Origin of the sequence: Mesorhizobium sp. 8 (genome assembly GCF_006351905.1) — a bacterium.
GTDB classification, from domain to species: Bacteria; Pseudomonadota; Alphaproteobacteria; order Rhizobiales; family Rhizobiaceae; genus Mesorhizobium; species Mesorhizobium composti.
The window spans coordinates 1,390,021-1,409,244 of sequence record NZ_CP040914.1 but is presented as its reverse complement, the minus strand read 5'-3'; the positions used below and the strand labels follow the sequence as shown (position 1 = coordinate 1,409,244).

General features: G+C 67.0%; 8 protein-coding genes. 2 read left to right on the top strand and 6 right to left on the bottom strand.

Features of this window, described 5'->3' with window-relative positions:
* Window positions 1-125 precede the first annotated feature (125 nt).
* The 6 genes from FGU64_RS06615 to FGU64_RS06590 form a co-directional block, all read right to left on the bottom strand.
* Window positions 126-1,169, bottom strand: coding sequence for a sulfate/molybdate ABC transporter ATP-binding protein (locus FGU64_RS06615; protein ID WP_139951514.1), 1,044 nt, complete (start codon window positions 1,167-1,169; stop codon window positions 126-128).
* A 13-nt stretch (window positions 1,170-1,182) separates the two neighbouring features.
* Window positions 1,183-2,067 carry a sulfate ABC transporter permease subunit CysW gene (gene cysW / locus FGU64_RS06610; RefSeq protein ID WP_139951511.1) on the bottom strand — a complete coding sequence of 295 codons (885 nt, stop codon included), beginning with the start codon at window positions 2,065-2,067 and terminating at the stop codon, window positions 1,183-1,185.
* The gene (gene cysT, locus FGU64_RS06605) at window positions 2,060-2,911 is read right to left on the bottom strand and encodes a sulfate ABC transporter permease subunit CysT (protein ID WP_139951507.1); all 852 of its coding nucleotides are present in this window, start codon (window positions 2,909-2,911) and stop codon (window positions 2,060-2,062) included. The genes cysW and cysT overlap by 8 nt, the downstream gene beginning before the upstream one ends.
* A 121-nt stretch (window positions 2,912-3,032) precedes the next feature.
* Complete coding sequence (locus FGU64_RS06600) at window positions 3,033-4,061, bottom strand: sulfate ABC transporter substrate-binding protein (protein WP_139951505.1); 1,029 nt, start codon at window positions 4,059-4,061, stop codon at window positions 3,033-3,035.
* A gap of 237 nt (window positions 4,062-4,298) precedes the next feature.
* A complete protein-coding gene (gene pbpC, locus FGU64_RS06595) occupies window positions 4,299-6,389 on the bottom strand; it encodes a penicillin-binding protein 1C (protein WP_139951502.1) in 2,091 nt (696 codons plus the stop codon).
* Between the two features lie 239 nt (window positions 6,390-6,628).
* Entirely contained in the window at window positions 6,629-12,094 is a 5,466-nt protein-coding gene (locus tag FGU64_RS06590) for an alpha-2-macroglobulin family protein (RefSeq protein WP_139951499.1), read from the bottom strand.
* Window positions 12,095-12,498: 404 nt separating this feature from the next.
* Here FGU64_RS06590 and FGU64_RS06585 point away from each other — a divergent pair, with 404 nt between their 5' ends.
* Both FGU64_RS06585 and FGU64_RS06580 read left to right on the top strand, forming a co-directional pair.
* Entirely contained in the window at window positions 12,499-14,337 is a 1,839-nt protein-coding gene (locus FGU64_RS06585; RefSeq protein ID WP_139955279.1) for an autotransporter assembly complex family protein, read from the top strand.
* Window positions 14,338-14,340: 3 nt separating this feature from the next.
* Window positions 14,341-18,825 carry a translocation/assembly module TamB domain-containing protein gene (locus tag FGU64_RS06580; RefSeq protein WP_139951496.1) on the top strand — a complete coding sequence of 1,495 codons (4,485 nt, stop codon included), beginning with the start codon at window positions 14,341-14,343 and terminating at the stop codon, window positions 18,823-18,825.
* Window positions 18,826-19,224 lie beyond the last annotated feature (399 nt).

Sequence of the window (19,224 nt, the reverse complement as noted above, 5' to 3'; positions counted from 1 at the left end):
CATCCGAAAACGAGAAACCGCGGTTTCCATGGTGAAGACGCCTTAGGATATCATCCCATATTTAGGCATCCGCGAGGAATGATATTCCAACGATCGCGGGATGCGATCAGCGGCATTTGGCTTCCTCAGTCCGCGCGCGGAAACAGCTTCCATTTGCGCGGGCGGAAGGCGATGCGGCTCTTGTTCGCCGCGGCATGGTCGATGGGTAGTTCGATCTCGACCCGCTGCCGGTCGCCGCCGACTTCCAGCTCGACGCGCCGCGTCTCGGCGACGCGGCGGCTGTTGACGACGGTGCCGGCGATGCAGCCGCCGCAGCCGTCGAGCAGTTCGACGTCGTGCGGCCGGAAGAACAGCGTCGCGGCACCGGCCGGCAGGTCGGGCGCAGACAGGCCGATCGGCCTTTCGGCAAGCCACACCTGGCCGTCCTCGACCCTTGCCGGCAGGGAGCTGGAATCGCCGATGAAGCCGTAGACGAAGGGCGAGTTGGGCGTGTCGTAGACTTCGTCCGCCGTGCCGACCTGTTCGATGCGGCCCTGGCTCATGACGACGACGCGGTCGGCCAGTTCCAGCGCCTCCTCCTGGTCATGGGTGACGAAGATCGTCGTGTGGCCGGTGGTGTCGTGGATGTCGCGCAGCCAGCGGCGCAGTTCGCGCCGCACCTGCGCATCGAGCGCGCCGAAAGGTTCGTCAAGCAGGAGCACGGCCGGCTCGATCGCCATGGCGCGGGCGAGCGCCACGCGCTGGCGCTGGCCGCCGGACAGTTGCGCCGGATAGCGCTTCTCCAGCCCGGAGAGCTGGACGAAATCCAGCAGTTCGGAGGCGCGGCGGCGGATTTCCTCCGCCGGCGGGCGGGTGGCGCCGGGGCGCACCTTGAGGCCGAAGCCGATGTTGTCGGCGACCGTCATGTGCCTGAACAGGGCGTAGTGCTGGAAGACGAAACCGACGTTGCGCTCCTGGATCGATTTCAGCGAGGCGTCTTCCTCGCCGAAGAAGATCTTTCCGCGCGTCGGGCGTTCCAGTCCGGCGATGAGGCGCAGAAGCGTCGTCTTGCCGGAGCCGGACGGCCCCAGCAGCGCGATCAGTTCGCCCGACCTGATGTCGAGCGACACGTCGTGCAGCGCCGGAAACCGGTCGAATTCCTTGCGCACGTTGGCTACGCGAACTTCCATCGCTTTTTCCCTGTCAGTGTCCGCGCGTCGCGGCGATCTCGGCGCCATAGCGCATTTCAAGCACGGTCTTCAGCACCAGCGTCACCAGCGCCAGCCCGGCCAGCAGCGAGGCGACGGCGAAGGCGCCGACTGCGTTGTATTCGTTGTAGAGGATCTCGACATGCAGCGGCATGGTGTTGGTCTGGCCGCGTATGTGGCCCGACACCACCGAGACGGCGCCGAATTCGCCCATGGCGCGGGCGTTGCACAGGAGCACGCCGTAGAGCAGTCCCCATTTGATGTTGGGCAAGGTGACGTACCAGAAGGTCTGCCAGCCGCTGGCGCCCAGCGAAAGGGCGGCCTCCTCGTCGCCGGTGCCCTGTTCCTGCATCAGCGGGATCAGTTCGCGCGCGACGAAGGGGAAGGTGACGAAGACGGTGGCGAGCACGATGCCCGGCACGGCGAACAGGATCTCGATGCCGTGCGCTTTCAGGAACGGGCCGAGCGCCGACTGGGCGCCGAACAGGAGCACGTAGACGAGGCCGGAAATGACCGGCGACACCGAAAACGGCAGATCGATCAGCGTGGTGAGGAAGGCCTTGCCCTTGAACTCGAACTTGGCGATCGCCCAGGAAGCGGCGAGGCCGAAGACGAGGTTCAGCGGCACCGAGATCGCCGCGACGATCAGCGTCAGCCTGATCGCCGACAGCGTGTCGCCGTCGTTGAGCGAGGTCAGGTAGGTTTCCAGGCCCTTGGCGAAGGCCTGGTTGAAGACGACGACGAGCGGCAGGACGAGGAACAGAGCGAGGAAGACGAAGGCGATCGCCATCAACAGCGCGCGCGCCGGGCGGCTTTCGGTGATCGCCGCCGACGTCGCCTCGTGCTCGGGATCGTAGGTCTCGATGTGCGGGTCAGCCATAGCGCTTGCGGCTCCACGACTGGAGGAGGTTGATGACGAACAGCATCAGGAAGGACAGCGCCAGCATGACCGCTGCGATGGCGGTGGCTGCGGCGTAGTTGTACTCCTCAAGCCGGATGACGATGAGCAACGGCGCGATCTCGGAGATGTTGGGCAGGTTGCCGGCGATGAAGATGACGGAGCCGTATTCGCCGACGCCGCGCGCGAAGGAGAGCGCGAAGCCGGTGACGACGGCCGGCAGCAGCCCCGGCGCCAGCACGCGGGTGATGGTCTGGAAGCGGCTGGCGCCGAGCGTCGCGGCGGCCTCCTCCACTTCCTTGTCGATCTCCTCGATGATCGGCTGCACCGTGCGCACGACGAAAGGCAGGCCGATGAAGATCAGCGCCATGACGATGCCGAGCGGCGAATAGGCGACCTTGATGCCGAGCGCCATCAGCGGCTTTCCCAGCCAGCCGTTGGGTGCGTAGAGGGTGGTCAGCGCGATGCCGGCCACCGCCGTCGGCAGCGCGAAGGGCAGGTCCACCATGGCGTCGACGATGCGCCGGCCGGGAAACCGGTAGCGGACCAGCACCCAGGCGACGATGGTGCCGAAGACGACGTTGACGGCGGCGGCGATCAGCGCCGTGCCGAAGCTGATTTCAAGGGCGTGAAGGGTGCGCCGGTCGAGCGCAATGCGCCAGAAATCGGCCCAGCCGAGGGCGGCCGAGCGCCATGCCAGGCCGGACAGCGGGATCAGGATGATGAGGGTGAGGTAGGCAAGCGAGAAGCCGAGCGTCAACCCGAAACCGGGAATGACACTCGGCTGCCTGAACCGCCACCCCGTGCGGGTGGTTGCGTTGCTCATGTCGTTGTCGATCGTCCCTTCCTGATCAACCGCGGTTGTTCGCTATAACGGCGGCACTTGGGGCGGGAAAGCCGTTCCTGCGGCTTTTCCCGGCTCAGTGCCCCCTTTGGCGTACCGTCTCCTATTGCGCCGGCTTGTAGACCTGATCGAAGATGCCGCCGTCGCCGAAGTGATAGGGCTGTGCCTTCTTCCAGCCTCCGAACTGCGGGTCGTCGATGGTGACGAGCTTCAAATCCTTCTGCCAGGCCAGGTCGGCTTTATCGACAAGGTCGGGCTTGCTCGGCCGGTAGTGGTTCTTCGCGATGATCGCCTGGGCTTCCTTGGAATAGAGGTATTTCAGGTATTCTTCCGCCACCTTGCGGGTGCCCTTGGCGTCGACATTGCCGTCGACGACCGCCACCGGTGGTTCGGCCAGGATCGAGGACGTCGGATAGACGATGTCGAAATTGTCGGCGCCGAATTCATCCAGGGCGAGGAAGGCTTCGTTCTCCCAGGCCAGGAGCACGTCGCCGAGGCCCTTCTGGGCGAATGTCACGGTGGAGCCGCGCGCTCCGGTGTCGAGCACCGGCACATGGGCATAGAGGTTGGCGATGAACTCCTTGGTCTTGGCCTCGTCGTTGCCGTCCTTGGCATTGGCGTAGGCCCAGGCGGCGAGGTAGTTCCAGCGAGCGCCCCCGGAGGTCTTGGGGTTCGGCGTGATGACCTGCACGCCGTCCTTCACCAGATCGTCCCAATCCTTGATGCCCTTGGGATTGCCCTTGCGGACCAGGAAGATGATGGTCGATGTGTAAGGGGCGGAATTGTTCTCGAATTTTGTCCGCCAGTCCGGCGGGATCTTCTTGGTCTTGCTGGCGATGGCGTTGATGTCGCTTTCGAGCGCCAGCGTCACGACATCGGCGTCGAGACCGTCGATGACGGCCCGCGCCTGGGCGCCGGACCCGCCGTGCGATTGCTGGATGGTGACGGTTTCTCCCGTCTGGTCCTTCCAGTGCCTGGCGAACAGGTCGTCATAGGCCTTGTACAGTTCGCGCGTCGGGTCATAGGAAACGTTGAGAATGGTGGTGTCGGCCAGCGCGAAGCCGAGCGTGCCGAACTGAACGGAACCGGCGATGAGTGCGCCGAGCAGCTTGTTGAAATGAGGATGGGTCATTTCAGTCTCCGTTGAACACATTTCTACTCTATCGATTTGGTAGAATTTGAATGCACTCAATGTTGCCTTTTTCGATCCATCGCAGAAAATTTCAGGCCTTTTCTTCGCTCCTTTGAAAATGTTTTCGCTTGCGGTGAGCCGGGACCGGCCGCGTGCTTTCAGCGTCAATTAGCGGGGCGGAACCTTTCGGCAAGTGCGGGCGGGCACCGGGCGATGCTGCGGCACACGAGGCGGCGTCTATTCCACGAACACCTTGACGCTGGCGGCGCGGCCGGCGGAATCGATGACGGTCAGCGTCGAATAGCCGGCCCCGTCCGGAAGCCAGGTGGCGGTGCGGGTGCGGTCCACGCCGACGAGCGGCTTGCCGTTGGCCAGCCAGCGAAAGGGCGCTCGGCCGCCTTGCAGTTTCAGCACCAGCGGCGTCGCTTGCGCAGTGGCCGGCGCCAGGTCGACGCGGGCGCCGTCAGGCGGGAAGACGATGCGGGGCGCCGGCTCGGCCGGTCCCGCGGCGGATTGGCTGTCGGATGCCGGGCCGAAACGGACGAGTGTTACCGGTAATTCCTCGCGTTTCGGGCTGAGGACGCCGGCCGGACGCGACGGCAGCGGCATGGCCGGCAGGCCGGTACGGACAAAGCCCTCGAACAGGATGGGGGCGGCCGAAACGTAGCCGGAAAGGCCGGGCACGGCGCTGGCGTCGGCGCGGCCGACCCAGACGCCGAGTACATAGCGGCCGTCGAAGCCGACCGACCAGGCGTCCCGGTAGCCGTAGGAAGTGCCGGTCTTGTAGGCGATGCCGCGGGGCAGGGCGCCCTGCGGCGGTTTTACGCCGCGCAGGATATCGGCGATCTGCCAGGTGGCCTGATCGTCGAGGATCGTGGCGGCCGTGTTGTCGACGGGCGTCGCCTCGGTGCCGTCGCGCAACGCATGCACCTTGCCGCCATTGGCGAGGCCCGTATAGAGCTGCACCAGGTCGCGCAGGCTGATGCCGACGCCGCCGAGCCCGATGGCGAGGCCGGGCGCTTCGTTGATCGGCAGGGTCGGGTTGACGCCGGCCTGCCGGAAGCGCGCCAGCAGCCGCGCCGGGCCGACCCCGTCGAGCACGCGGACCGCCGGTACGTTGAGCGACAGTTGCAAGGCCTGGCGGATGGTGACGTCGCCCTGGTAGCCCATGTCGAAGTTCTTCGGCCGGTAGCCGCCGAAATCGGCCGGGCTGTCCTCGATCATCGTCTCCTGCGCCACCATGCCCTGCTCGAAGGCGAGGCCGTAGATGAAGGGCTTCAGGGTCGAGCCGGGGGAGCGCAGCACGCGCGTCATGTCGATCCAGCCGGAGCGGCCGGCATTGAAGAAATCGGCCGAGCCGACTTCGCCGAGAATCTCGCCGGTGCGGGAATCGGCCATGACCATGGCGACGGAGAGCTTCGGCCCGAGGCGCTTGGCAGCCTCGCGCGCGACGGCTTCCAGCCCCGCCTGCACGCTCTTCTTGACGGTCAGTTGCAGCGGCTTGCCGGGCTCGATCCTTTTCAGCGCCGAATAGGCGGCGTGGGCGGCGAGCGCGGGCAGGGGACGGCGCAGGTCCGGCACCGGGTCGACGGCGGCGCGCGCGGCCTCGCGCTCGGAAAGGCGGCCGGCCGACACCATGCGCTGCAGCACGCGGTCGCGCGCGGCCTGGGCGATCAGCGCGTTGCGGTCTGGCCGGCGCTTCTCCGGCAGTTGCGGCAGGGCGACCAGAAGGGCGGACTCCGAAACGGTCAGTCGCGCCGGTTCCTTGCCGAAATAGGCGAGCGATGCGGCGCGCACGCCTTCGAGGTTGCCGCCGTAGGGCGCCAGCGTCAGATAGCGTTCCAGGATCTCGCGCTTGGTCAGACGGCGCTCGATCTGGAGCGCGCGCAGCACCTGCTTGACCTTCGAGGCGATGGAGCGACTGTCGCGCGGCTCGATCAGCCGGGCGAGCTGCATGGAAAGCGTCGAGCCGCCGGAGACGATGCGGCCGTTGGTGACGAGTTGCAGCGCCGCGCGGCCGATCGCCAGAAGGTCGATGCCGGGGTGGTCCCAGAAGCGCTTGTCCTCGTAGGCGACCAGCATGTCGACGAAATTCCTGTCGACCTTGTCGAGGCTGGTCGGCAGGCGCCAGTAGCCGTCCGGCGTGGCGAAGGCGCGCAGCAGCTGACCGTCGCGGTCGAGAACTTCTGCCGAGGTTGTGGCCTGGCTGTCGAGCGGTGGCGGATAGGCGCGGTCGAGCTGCCACAGGACGATGGCCGAGATGGCGAGGAGGGCGGCGAAGGCGCCGGTGCTCCAGGCGATGCGGCGAAGGGCTTTTTGGGAAAGCATCGCGTCGCCCCTCACCCTTTGACTGTAAACGGCAGGGTGATCGCATATGGCGCAGTACCCCCACCCCTAACCCCTCCCCGCAAGGGGGAGGGGGACTCGTCAGCGCGGCGGCCCCACGTCCAGGGTTGATCGCTACGGCGTGCGGAAGGGCGGCTGTGTTCCCCTCCTCCTTGCGGGGAGGGGTTAGGGGTGGGGGTAATACGCAATGCCATCGGCAGTTGCTCTCTGAAGGCGCCGGATTACGGCGCCTTCACTTCCATCATGCCGGTGGCGGTGCGGGCCGAGTATTGCGGCCGGTACATATCCTCCACGCTGGCCGCGGGGTGGGCATAGACGCCGGGCGTCACCGCGCGCACGACATAGGCGAGCGTCATGTCGCGGCTGTCCTGGCTCGGATTGAAGGCGGCGACGAAACGGTCGTCGCGGAATTCCAGATGCGCGGCGTCGGTCTGCGCCAGCCACGAGAAGTTCGACAGCTGGGCGCTGGAGACGAGGCCCGGATTGTCGATCTCGAAGCCGCCCGACAACAGGTCGGTGATGAGAACTCGATGCTGCCAGTCGTTGTTCTCGTGCACCTTGAGCACGACGACGAAGCGTTCGTTCTGGTTCACCTCGGTGACGTTGGCCTCGGTCCCGTCGAGCCGGTAGTAGGTGCGCTCGATCGTGAAGCCGTCGCCGCCGGCGGGCAGCGGCTGAGCCGGCGCCGCGACGGTCGTCACCACCGCCTGCAAGGCGTCCTTGCCGGTGTTGGCGACCGTGATGGGGCTGGCCTGAAGATCGTCGCCGCTGACGGTGGTCGCCCAGGCGCCGCCATGCGGGCTGCCGTCGATGGAGAGCTGGATGGAATTGTTGCCCTCCTTCAAAGCGCGGGCGGCGAGCAGCATCCAGGCTTCATCCTGCGTGCTGGTCCAGGTCTTCAGGGCGCGATCCCTCGTCACCATCCTGACCAGTTCCGGCACGATGGACGGCACCGGCTTCGATTCGGCGGCGAGCGCCAGCATGGCGGCGCCGTCGCGCAGCTTCGAGCCGTAGTCGGAGCGGTACCAGTCGTAGTTCGGCGTCGCGTTGGCGAGCTGGAGGGCGGCCTGGAAGGTCGCTTCCGAGCGCTGCGCGTCGCCGTAGAGGGCAAGGGCCGCACCGAGCTGCGCCACCGCCATCGGACTGGAGAAGGCCTCCAGCTGCGTGTCGGCATAGTAGCGAAGGTCGCCGACCGAGGCCTTCTTGTTGCGGGCCAGAACGTAGAGCGCATAGGCGATCTCGCTGCCGCGGTCCTGCACGTTCTGGTCGTAGCCGAGCCCGTTCTGCAGGTTCGCCAGTGCCTGGCTTATGGCGAGCGCCGGCACGTCGTACTTCGCTTCCCGGGCACGGGTTAGGAAGTCGGTGACGTAGGCGTCAAGCCACAGGTCACCCGAGCCCGGCCCCCACAGGCCGAAGCTGCCGGCGGAGGCCTGGTAGCTGAGGACGCGGTAGATCGCGTCCTGCACACGCTTGTGCAGGTCCGGGTCCTCGGGGATGCCGTAGGGCTTCGCCATCTCCGACATATAGAGCAGCGGAAGCGCCCGGCTGGTCGTCTGCTCGGCGCAGCCATAGGGATACTGGTCGAGCGAGAGCAGCAGCGAGGGCACGTCGAAGGCGGCCGCCTGCGAGACGCCGACGCTGACGGAAGCGCCTTCCAGCAGGCTCGCGGCCAGCAATTCGCGGTCGACGCGCAGCGAGCCGCCGGCCTTCAGGTCCACCACGAGGCGGGTGGTGACCGGCAGTTGCGAGGGGCGGATCGGCAGGAGGAGCGTCTGCTCGACCTCCGGACCGCCCTCATGCGAAAGCCGCACGGTGATCGAGGAATCGCCGGCGGTGACGGCCGTCAGCGGCACCGTGAAGGTCTGGCGCTTTCCGGAAGCCAGAGTCAGCTTTTCGGGCACCCCATCGGTGCCGACGGAGAGGCCGCCGGTGGATTCGATCGCCACGGCATAGTCGCCGTCAGGACCGTCGGTGTTGGTGACGTCGAGCCGCATGGCGGCGGAATCGCCGGGCGCCAGGAATCGCGGCAGGCCGGCGGTGAGCACGACCGGATCGCGCACGATCACGTCCGTCTGGGCATGGCCGACTGCCTCCTTGGTCCAGGCGACGGCCATGACGCGCACGGTGCCGTTGAACTGCGGCAGGTCGAAATTGACCGTCGCCTTGCCTTCGGCGTCGAGCTCGACGACACCGGAGAAGAAGGCGACCAGCTTTTCGGTCGGCGGATTGCCCTGGCTCTGCATGGCCGCACCGTCGCCGCCAGTGCGCAGCCTGCCGGTCGCGCCGAGCGAGCCGTCGATGAGGCGGCCGTAGAGGTCGCGCAGTTCCAGTCCCATCATGCGCTGGCCGAAATACCAGCCATCGGGATCGGGCGCCTTGTAGTTGGTGAGGTTGAGGATGCCGACATCGACGGCAGCCACCGTGACATAGGCTTGATCGCCGGCTTCGGCGCCCGCCACCGCGACGGGGACGGAGAGCGTGCGACGCGGCTCCATTTTTTCCGGCGGCGTCAGCGTCACGGCAAGCTTCCTCGTCCCCGGATCGACCGCAAGCCACTTCACGCCGATGGCGCGGGCCGGCATGCGCGTTTCCTGCCCGTCGCCGGGCCTGAACAGCGTGGCGGTGACGTAGGCGCCGGCGCCCCAGTCCTCGCCAACCGGGATGTCGACCGTACCGCCGTCGGCGGGGATCGAGGCGGAAACCGTCTTCAGCAGCTTGTCGGCGCCAATGGTCACCAGCAGTTCGCCGGCATAGTGCGGCGAGACCTTCAGCTTGGCGACTTCGCCGGCGGCGTACTTATCCTTGTCCAGCGCGATCTCCAGCGCGTCCGGCGTCTCGGTCGAGGAGACGTCGACATACCAGCCGCCGTAGAACTCGTAGCTGGTCGCCGGCCCTTCCGGATCGGCCGTCTCGACCTGCAGGCGGTAGCGGCCCCAGTCGACCGGAACCGAGACGGTCGCCTCGCCGTCGGCGGCGACATCGAGGGTGCCGTTGGCGACCGACTTGGTGAACTCGACCGGCTCGTAGTTCCACGAGCTGCCGTTGCGATACCACTGGTAGTTGCGTTCTACCTTGACCAGCGACCACAGCGCGCCTTTCAGCGCCTCGCGCTTGCCGTCGGCATCGACGGCGATGACGGAGAACTTGGCGGTGCCGCCCTGCGGCACCTCGTCATTGGCGAAATCGGGACGCACGCCGATCATCTGGCCTTGCGGGCGCACGCCGATGTCCAGCGAGCGCTCGACGGCGCGGCCGCCCGTCTCGCGCATGCGCACGGTCACCTTGGCCTTGACCAGCTTGGTGGTGGAGGGGAGCTGGTCCACCGTCACCGGGAAGGTCGCCTTGCCGTCCTCGCCGACCAGCGGCAGGTCGGTCAGCGGCGTCACGGAGGGTTCGGCCGTCTGCTCGTCGGCGAGGCCGAAGGAAAAGCCCTTGAAGCGATCCCAGTCGCGCGTCGCGGACAGCGTCATCTCGCCTTCCAGCGCCAGCCCTGCGGCCGGCGCGCCGTAGAGGAAGCGGCCGTCGACGGTGACGTTGGCCGTCTCGCCCCGGGCGATCTCGGTCCTGTCGGCGGACAGGTCGAATTCGATGCGATCGGGGACGAAATCCTCGACCAGGAACATGTGGCTGGCCACCGCCGGCTGCTTGGGATCGGTGTGGATCGCCACCGTCCAGGTGCCGCGCATGGCGTTGGGCTCGAGCGGCAGGTCGACCGCATAGCCGCCGGCCGAAGGCGCGTCGGACACGACACGGCGTGCCTCGACGCCGTCGGGACGGGTGAAGATGAAGGTCAGCGGCAGGTTGTCGACGGCCTTGGCGGCGTCGTCGCGAGCGAGCGCCGCGACATGCACCACCTCGCCGGCGCGGTAGATGCCGCGTTCGGTCCAGGCGTAGATGTCAAGCGCGCCGGGTGCTGGCCGGCCTTCCACGCCACGATCGGAGAGGTCGAAGCCGGCCTTGGTCATGTCGAGGAAGACGAAGTCCTGGTCGCCTTGTTTGGCCATCAGCACGGCCGGCACCATGCCGCCTTCGCCGCGCGTCAGGCCGGGATTGAACACCGCCTTGCCTTCGGCGTCGGTGGTGGCGGTGCCGAGGATTTCGTTGTTGCGGGCGAGCAAAGTGAGTTCGGCGCCCTCGATCGGCTTGGCGGTGCCGAGCGAGCGGGCGAAGACGGACAGGCCGTCCTGGCCGGTATAGGTGGAAAGCCCGATGTCGGAGACGACGAACCACTGCGTGGCGCGCGAATCGTATTCCTCGCTGTGGTCGTCGATCGCCTGGGCGGTCAGGATATAGACGCCGGGCTTGCGCTCGGGCAGCGCCTCGTCGACCGGGAAGGAGGTGGTCACCTCCTTGTTCAGCGCGTTGGCGATCTCCATGCGGCCTTCCCATACGGGCTCGCCCATCTGGTCGGAGATATTGGAGACGTCGTAGCCGTCAAGCTGGCGCAGGAACTGCCAGCCCGACAGAAGCTGCGCCAGCGAGCGGTCGCCGATGCGGTAGAGCTTCATCGCGGCGGCGTCCATGTTGACGGTGACGACCGGAATGCCGCGGCGGGCGCCGGCCGGCAGCACGAAACTGTCGCCAGTGAAGCGGGCGGACGGCGCGCGGTCCTGCACGTAGACCGACAGCACGATCGGCGTGGAGATCACCTCGCCGATGGCGGCCGGCAGGCCGGGCCGGAAGGTCACGTCATAGTGCTGGCCATGCTCCAGCCCCTCGACGCAGATCTGCTTGTCCTTGGCCTCGACGCCTTTCGGCGCATGGCCGTCGACGGTGACGAACTGGGCGTAATCGATGCCGGTCTTGACCAGTTCTTCGGAAAACTGCGCGCAGATGCGCGGCGCGCTGGTGTCGGCATCGACCGAGTGATCGACGACGCGAAAGCCCTTGCGCGCCTTCAGGTCCTCGTAGGCGGCCTGCACGGCGGCGGAGTTGACCAGCGCAAGGCTCGCCTCATAGGCCTGCAGGGCCGGGCGATAGAGGTCGCGGCGGTCGAGCCCCGCGGCGAGCAGGGCAAGGGCCTCGGCCCGCAAGGCGGCGGTGCGCACGAGCTTGTAGCCGTTGAAGGCGGCCGAGGTGGCGTTGGCTTGCAGGGTCGCGGCTTCGCCGCCGGTGGCAGTATCCACGCCAAGCGCCTCGTGCGCCACCTTCAACCAGAACTGGCCGTCGTCGGGCAGAATCGATACCGCCTGCTCGTATTTCTGCATGGCGGTGCGGTGGCTGCCGCTGCGCGATGCTTCTTCGGCGGCGTCGATCAGCGCGTTCAGGCCGTCGGTCGGCCTGGTGAAGCCGGGGCCGAGGATGAAGTTGCGGTACTGCTGAGCCTGGTCGGCCATCCAGGAAGGGAAGAAGGCGAGTTCCGGCGGCGCGCCGATGTCGGGATCGCCGTCCACCGGCACGACCTTGCCGGCGACGGCGCCGACGAAGGGCTTGATGGTGTTGAAGTCGGACTTCAGGAAGCACCACTTGGCCTTGGTGTTGTATGTGAAGGCGCGGCAGGCCGAATCGCCGAGGCACGTCGTCTTGCACTGGTCGAGCGTGACATTCTGCGCGGAGCGCAGGTCGAAGCCGAAATAGTCGGAATTGTCGGTGGTGACGACGCGCCGGGCTTCGGCGGCCTGTGCCGCGCCTGCGGCCATCAGCAGAAGGACGAGGACAGAGAAAAAGCGCGCCGCTCGCAATGCCATGACACCCCTCCAGGACGTTGCTTTTCTGAAGTCTTGTTGCTTTCCGTATGCCCGGCATGTTCAAGCTTGGGTTGCGCTTGTCAATGCGAGGACCCGGCAAAGCCCGTCGAGAGCACCCGACCGAAAGCCGTCGCCAGCCCATCACCGGCGCGATTCAGCGTATGTTCACAGGCTGCGGATCACACTTTTTTGCCGGAGCATAAAAGGTGTGAGTTCCAAGCCCGGGCCAATTGAGACAATTGGATTGTGGCTGCTTTACGGGCGCTTCAGAAGTTCACTGCAATTTTAGGTTTTGCGCGATAAGGTCAGGTGTGACGGTACGGTGGACACGGAGTACGGAGCGGTTTGCGCCGGGGCGCGTGCTTTCGCGCGTCCTTGCGGGCGGGCTCCTGTGCGCCGCCGCCATGATCGCCGTGAACCGGCCGGCCGCCGCCTTCGAGCTGTTCGGCATCAAGTTGTGGGAATCGGCATCCGACAAGGAAGACGCCGAGATCGTCGATCCGCTGCGTTATGCGGTGACGATCGAGGCGCCCGACGCCGATAGCGACCTCAAGGACAAACTGGAAAGCGCCTCGACGCTGAAGGCGGACGAGGATCGCCCGGTGTCCGGTTCGCTCGGCCTGCTCACCAAGGCGCGCGCCGAGCGCGAGCAACTGGTCGCCGCGCTCTATCAGGACGCCCGCTACGAGGGTGTCGTCACCGTCGCCATCCAGGGCCGTTCCATCGACGACCTGCCACCGGACGCCGAGTTCACCGGGGCGCAGCCGATCCCGGTCACGGTCACGGTGCAGGCCGGTCCGAAGTTCACCCTCGGCGACATCCGCCTCGAAGGCGACGCCGCGCAACTGGCGAGCGCCGACTTCGGCCTGATTTCCGGCGGCGATGCCGGCTCGGGTGCGATCCTCAAGGCCGAGGCGTCCATCGTGCGCGCCTTGAAGGAAGAGGGAAGGCCGCTCGCCAAGGTGACCGGGCGCGAGATCGTCGCCGATCACAAGACCGCCACCCTTGACGTCACGCTGACGGTCGCCGCCGGCCCGGTCGCCGGCTACGGCGACACCGTGGTGGAGGGAACCGAGGCGGTGGACCGCGACTTCACCGAATACATGACCGGCCTGAAGCGCGGCCGCCAGTATTCACCGGAGGAGATCGACGAGGCGCGCGAAAGGCTGCTCGGGCTGGAGGTGTTCAACAGCGTCACCCTCAAGGAAGGCGAGGCGCTGGACGCCGAAGGCAACATTCCCATCGATGTCGAGGTGAGCGAGCGCAAGTTCCGCTATTTCGGCCTCGGCGCCACGGCCTCGAACACCGAGGGGCTGGGGCTGGAAGGCTATTGGGGGCACCGCAACCTGTTCGGCCGCGCCGAGAAACTGCGCATCGACGGCTCGATCAGCGGCATCGGCGCCAACGACATCTCCAAGCTCAACTACAATGCCGGCATCCTGTTCGAGAAGCCGGGCGTGCTCGGACCGGCCTCGAAGTTCTACAGCCACCTGAAGACGGTCTACGAGCATCCCGACGCCTACGACCGCTTCTCCGTGCGCGGCGACGTCGGCCTGTCCTACGAACTGACGAAGAAGCAGACGGTGTCGGCCGAGTTCGCGCTCGACTATTCCAAGATCACCGACAGCTTCGGCAAGCACGACTACCTGATCGCCTCGGTGCCGCTGCAATATGTCTACGACAACCGCGACAACCGGCTGAACCCGACGCGCGGCTTCCGGCTGCTCGCCTATGCCGAGCCGAGCTACGACCTCCTGAATGGCGCCGCCTTCGTCAAGCTGAAGGGCGAGGGCTCGGTCTACCAGGCGATCGATTCGGGCGGCAAGTTCGTCATGGCCGGCCGCGCCAGCCTCGGCTCCATCGTCGGCGCCTCGTTGCAGGATGTGCCGGCCGACCGGCGCTTCTATGCCGGCGGCGGCGGCTCGGTGCGCGGCTACGCCTATCAGGGCATCGGCCCGAAGGCCGCCGATGGCCAGCCGATCGGCGGCCTGTCCTGGTTCGAGACCTCGGCGGAGATGCGCGTCGCCGTCACCGACACGATCGGCATCGTGCCCTTCGTCGATGCCGGCACCGTTTCCACCAAGACCTTTCCCGATTTTTCCGACCTCAAGGTGGGCGCCGGCATCGGCCTGCGCTATCTGACGCCTTTCGGTCCGCTCAGGGTCGATGTCGCGGTGCCGCTCAACCCCGATCCCGGCGATCCCGACTACGGCATCTATGCGGGCATCGGGCAGGCGTTCTGAGGCATGAAGGTTTTCCGGCGTATCCTGCGCTATTTCTTCTACGCTGTGGCCATCTTGGTCGCGGCGGTCGTCGGCGCGCTGGTGGTGCTGACGACGACCGAGCGCGGCCGCGACAACCTCGCAGGCATCGTCTCCAACCTCGCCTCGTCGGCCGACAGCAAGGTGACGATCGCCGGGCTCGACGGCATCTGGTCGGGTGCGCTCAGGGTCGGGCATGTCGTGGTCGAGGACCGCAACGGCCCCTGGCTGGTGGTGCGCGACGTCGCCGTGGACTGGTCACCGCTGGCGCTGCTTTCCAAGACCTTCCGCGCCGAGCGCATCGCCGCCGGCCGTATCGAGGTGGCGCGGCTGCCGGTCGGTGGCAGTCAGCAGAAAGAAGCGAGCGGCGGTTCGGGCCTGCCGGTGTCGGTGGACATCGCGCAGATCGACCTTCCCGACATCGCGCTCGGCAAGGAGCTTGCCGGCGCCGGTGTAGCCGAACTGTCGGCCAAGGGGTCTGCGAAGGCCGATGCCAACCCGCTTTCGGTTGCCGGCGACCTCACGATCGCCCGGCGCGACGGGCAGCAGGGCACGGTGATCGCCAAGGTCAACTTCGCGCCGCAGGACAACCGTCTCGACCTCGACGTGAAGGCGTCCGAGCCGGCCGGCGGCATCATCGCCAACCTGCTCAAGCTGCCGGGCACGCCGGCCGTCGACGTCGTCGTGTCGGGCAACGGTCCGCTGGCGGACTGGCAGGGGAGCGGAAGCTTCAACGTCGACGGACAGACGGTGGCGCAGTTGTCCGGCCGCCATCAGTTGACCGACCAGGGCCATCGCGTCGAGGCCAAAGGGCAGGGCGCGTTCGAGCGTTTTCTGCCGGAAATGCTGAAGCCGCTGCTGGCCGGTACGGCCGATTTCGACATTGCCGGCACCGCCATGCCGGGTGGCGGCGTCGCCGTGGAGCGCGCGAACGTCGAAAGCGATGCCATCCATCTTACCGCGAAGGGCACGTATGATCCGCAGTCGGCGACCGACATCTCCGTTGAGCTTGCGGCCCGCGATGCGCCGGTGGTGCTCAGCCTGCCAACCGGCGGCGCCCCGGTGACGGTCGCCATCAAGGGCCTGACGGCGCGCGCCTTCGGCGACGGCAAGGAGCCGATGGTCGATGTCGCCGGCAACTTCGTGTCCATCGTCACCGGCGGGACGGAAGTGCATGATCTTACCGCACAGATCCATTCCGACGGCTTCGACGTCCAGAACCGCAGCGGTCCGGTGAAGATCGCGCTGGTCGCCGATACACTGAAGACCGACGTGGCGACCCTGGCGCCGCTGGCGGCGGGACGGGTTACGGTCAACCTTGCAGGTGCCGTCAGTCCCGACCAGATCAAGCTGGACGAGGGCACCTTGACCTCAGACGCGCTCAACGCTTCGGTCAATGCCACGCTCAACGTCGCCGACCTCGCCATGACGCTCGGCATGAAGGCCGACGCCGTTTCCAGCGCGCTGCCGCCGCAACTCAAGCCGGTGCTGGGCGAGCGGGTGCAGTTCTCCGCCACCGCGACGCGCGATCCGCAGGGCTCGTTCGCGGCCAACACCATCGAGCTGACCTCGGGGTCGCTCAAGGCCAGCGGCACGGCGAGCGCATCCGGCACCGAAATCAGCGCGGACCTGAAAGGCAGTCTCGGCGATATTTCTCCGCTATCGGGGCTCGCGCGCACCGACCTTGCCGGCGGCGTCGACTTCGCGCTCAAGGCGAGCGGCGCGCGCACCGCGCCGGACTTTTCCATTACCGCCAGCAGCGACAAACTGGTTGCATCGGGCAAGACCGTGACCGGCCTGTCGCTCAGCGCCACCGGCAAGGCCGATATCGCGGCTCCGACGGCCGACGTGTCGCTGACCGGCTCGGTCGAGGGCAAGCCGCTCAACCTCAAGGCCACGATGGCGACCACCGACGGCAAGATGACGGCCGACGTGACAGGCGACTTCGGCGACCTCTCGGTGCTGTCCGAGCAGGTGGCCGGCGCCATCGGCTTCGCCATCAAGGCCGAGGGCGAGGCGACGGCGCCGAATGTGTCGTTCACGCTCAACAGTGCCGGCCTGACGGTCGCCGGCCACCAGATCACCGGACTGGATCTGACGGCGGCGGGCAAGGCCGACGTCGCCAATCCCGCCGCCGACGTGAAGCTGAAAGGTAATGTTTCAGGCCAGCCGCTTAACGGCACGGCGACGCTGCGCACCGTGGACGGCCGGCGCGAGATCAAGGGATTGGCGCTGACGCTCGGTCCCGGCCGCATCGGCGGTGACCTCGTGCTCGACGACAAGTTCCTGCCTGTCGGGACGCTCGATATCGACCTGCCGGAGATCGGCCCGCTGGCGGCGCTCGCCGCCCAGAAGGTGGACGGCGACCTCAAGGCGACGGTGCGTTTCTCCAGCGAGGACGGCAAGCCGCAGGTCGCGGTGAAGGCCAATGCGGGACGGATCGTGCGCGACAGCCTGTCGGTGGCGAAGGTCGCCATCGACGCGCTGGTGGCCGACTATACCGCCGCGCCGGCCATTTCCGGCACGGTCAAGGCCGGCGGGGTCGTCTCGGGCGGCACCACCGTCAGCGACATCGCCATAGACCTGAAACGCGACGGTGAATGGACCGCGTTTTCCGGCGGCGTGACGGTGAAGGACATTCCGGCCAAGGCCGCCGGCCGCGTCAAGGTCGCCGACGGCACCACCACGCTGGAGCTTGCCTCGGCACAGGCGAATTTCCGCGGCGCCAAGGCGGCCGTCTCCAAGCCGGCCACCATCGTCGTCAAGGACGGCGTGACGCGGCTGGACAAGCTCACCATCGGCATCGGCTCAGGCGATGCGATCATCACCGGCACCGCCGGCACGGCGCTCGATCTGGCCGTGACGCTGTCGGCCATACCGGTGGCGGTGGCGAACAATTTTGTCGCCGGGCTGGATGCGGCAGGCTCGCTGTCCGGTACGGTGAAGGTGACCGGGCAAGCGGCCAATCCTTCCGTGACCTACGACATCAAGGGCACCGGCATTCAGGCCGCGCAGTCGCGCGGCGCCGGGCTCGGCGGTATCGGCATTGCCTCGGCCGGCACCTTCGCCGCCAACAAGCTGACCTTCAACGCGACCGCCAACGAAGGCTCAGGTATCGGCCTGAAGGCTGGCGGCACGGTGACGGTCGCCGGCACGCCGGCGCTGGCGCTCGACATTTCCGGGCGCGTGCCGTTCGGCTTCCTCTCCGCCAAGCTCGCCCAGCAGGGCCTTTCGCTCAGCGGATCGGCCGACGTGGCGCTCGGCGTGCGCGGGCCGGCCACCGCACCGGACATAACCGGCTCGGTCACAACGGCCGGCGCGCGCTTCATCCATGCCGGCTCCGGCATCGCCATCAACGACATCGGCGCGCGCGTCACCTTCGGCGGCAAGCGAGCCAACATCGAGCGGCTGACCGGCAACCTGTCGACCGGCGGAGCGCTTTCGGTCAGCGGATCGGTCGGCATCGATCCGGCCGGCGGCTTCCCGGCCGACCTCGCCATCAAGCTCGCCAACGGGCGCTACAGCGACGGGCGGCTGGTTACGGCCAATTTCTCCGGCGATCTGGCGGTGAAGGGACAGCTGGCGCTGGCGCCGGTGATTTCGGGCACGGTCAATCTCGGCCGCACCGTCGTCACCGTTCCCGACCGGCTGCCTGGCTCGATCTCGGCGCTCGACGTCAAGCGCAAGAACGCGCCGGCCGACGTGCGCGCGCAGGACAAGGCGATGCGGCCGGCCGATACCGGCGGCGGAGGCGGCGGCAGCGGGGGCGGGCCGACGCTCGACATCGCTGTCAACGCGCCCAACCAGATCTTCGTGCAGGGCAGGGGGCTGGATGCCGAGCTCGGCGGCTCGATCCGGCTGACCGGCCCGGCTTCGGCGCCGCAGGCCGTCGGCCAGTTCAACCTGTTGCGCGGGCGCCTCGGCATCCTTGGCAAGCGGCTGACCTTCACGCAAGGCACGATGACGTTCTCGGGATCGGTGATCCCCTACATCTCGCTGGCGGCCGAGACGACGGCCACCGACGCGACGGTGACCATCTCCATCACCGGCGAGGCGACCAATCCGAAATTCGCCTTCACCTCCGTTCCGGCCCTGCCGGAGGACGAGGTGCTGGCGCGGCTGATCTTCGGCCGCTCGATGTCTAACCTGTCGCCCCTGCAGATCGCCCAGCTCGCCGACGCGGTGGCGCAACTCACCGGCGCCGGCGGGTCCAGCTCGCTGTTGCAGAAGCTGCAAAACAGCCTCGGCATCGACGATCTCGACGTCACCACCGACGAGAAGGGCGGAACATCGGTGTCGGCGGGAAAATACCTCAACGACCGCACCTATGTGACCATCCAGAAGGGCGAAAAGCCCGGCTCCGGCAAGGCGCGAATCGACCTCGATGTCGGCCGCGGGCTGAAGCTGCGCGGCGAGGCGTCGGATGCCGGCGAGGCCAAGGGCGGCATCTTCTACGAAAAAGAATATTAGGGTATCGCGCCGAAAAGTGGATACCGGTTTTCGGCAAAAGCGATGCGAAAACAAAAGCTACAGCGAACCGCCCGATTCCCATATCGAGGGTTTGCGGTAGCCTGTTCCGGACCTGACCGCTGCCGCCGGCCGTTCTTCACAACATATATTCGAATGGTTTTCGACGGAGCCGGCAGCGTGCTGGCCGCGCTGCATCGAGCGAAGAGTCAATGCTGCTGTCCTTGTTGGGCACCAAGGGATGCAGCCTGACCGGAAAGCGACAGAATTAGCAATTTTGCGTCAACTCTGTCGCAATCGCGCGGACTGCCTCCCTTGCAAAGTTGCACATTTCATCCGGGGTTCCGCGCCCGCTTTCTTTGACATCAGGGGGCGGATGCGGAATGTTAAAAGGCGCAAAGC

Bases quoted from the DNA above. Each gene is read 5' to 3' on its own strand.
- FGU64_RS06615 (WP_139951514.1), bottom strand. From the start codon at position 1,169: ATGGAAGTTCGCGTAGCCAACGTGCGCAAGGAATTCGACCGGTTTCCG.
- cysW (WP_139951511.1), bottom strand. From the start codon at position 2,067: ATGGCTGACCCGCACATCGAGACCTACGATCCCGAGCACGAGGCGACG.
- cysT (WP_139951507.1), bottom strand. From the start codon at position 2,911: ATGAGCAACGCAACCACCCGCACGGGGTGGCGGTTCAGGCAGCCGAGT.
- FGU64_RS06600 (WP_139951505.1), bottom strand. From the start codon at position 4,061: ATGACCCATCCTCATTTCAACAAGCTGCTCGGCGCACTCATCGCCGGT.
- pbpC (WP_139951502.1), bottom strand. From the start codon at position 6,389: ATGCTTTCCCAAAAAGCCCTTCGCCGCATCGCCTGGAGCACCGGCGCC.
- FGU64_RS06590 (WP_139951499.1), bottom strand. From the start codon at position 12,094: ATGGCATTGCGAGCGGCGCGCTTTTTCTCTGTCCTCGTCCTTCTGCTG.
- FGU64_RS06585 (WP_139955279.1), top strand. From the start codon at position 12,499: ATGATCGCCGTGAACCGGCCGGCCGCCGCCTTCGAGCTGTTCGGCATC.
- FGU64_RS06580 (WP_139951496.1), top strand. From the start codon at position 14,341: ATGAAGGTTTTCCGGCGTATCCTGCGCTATTTCTTCTACGCTGTGGCC.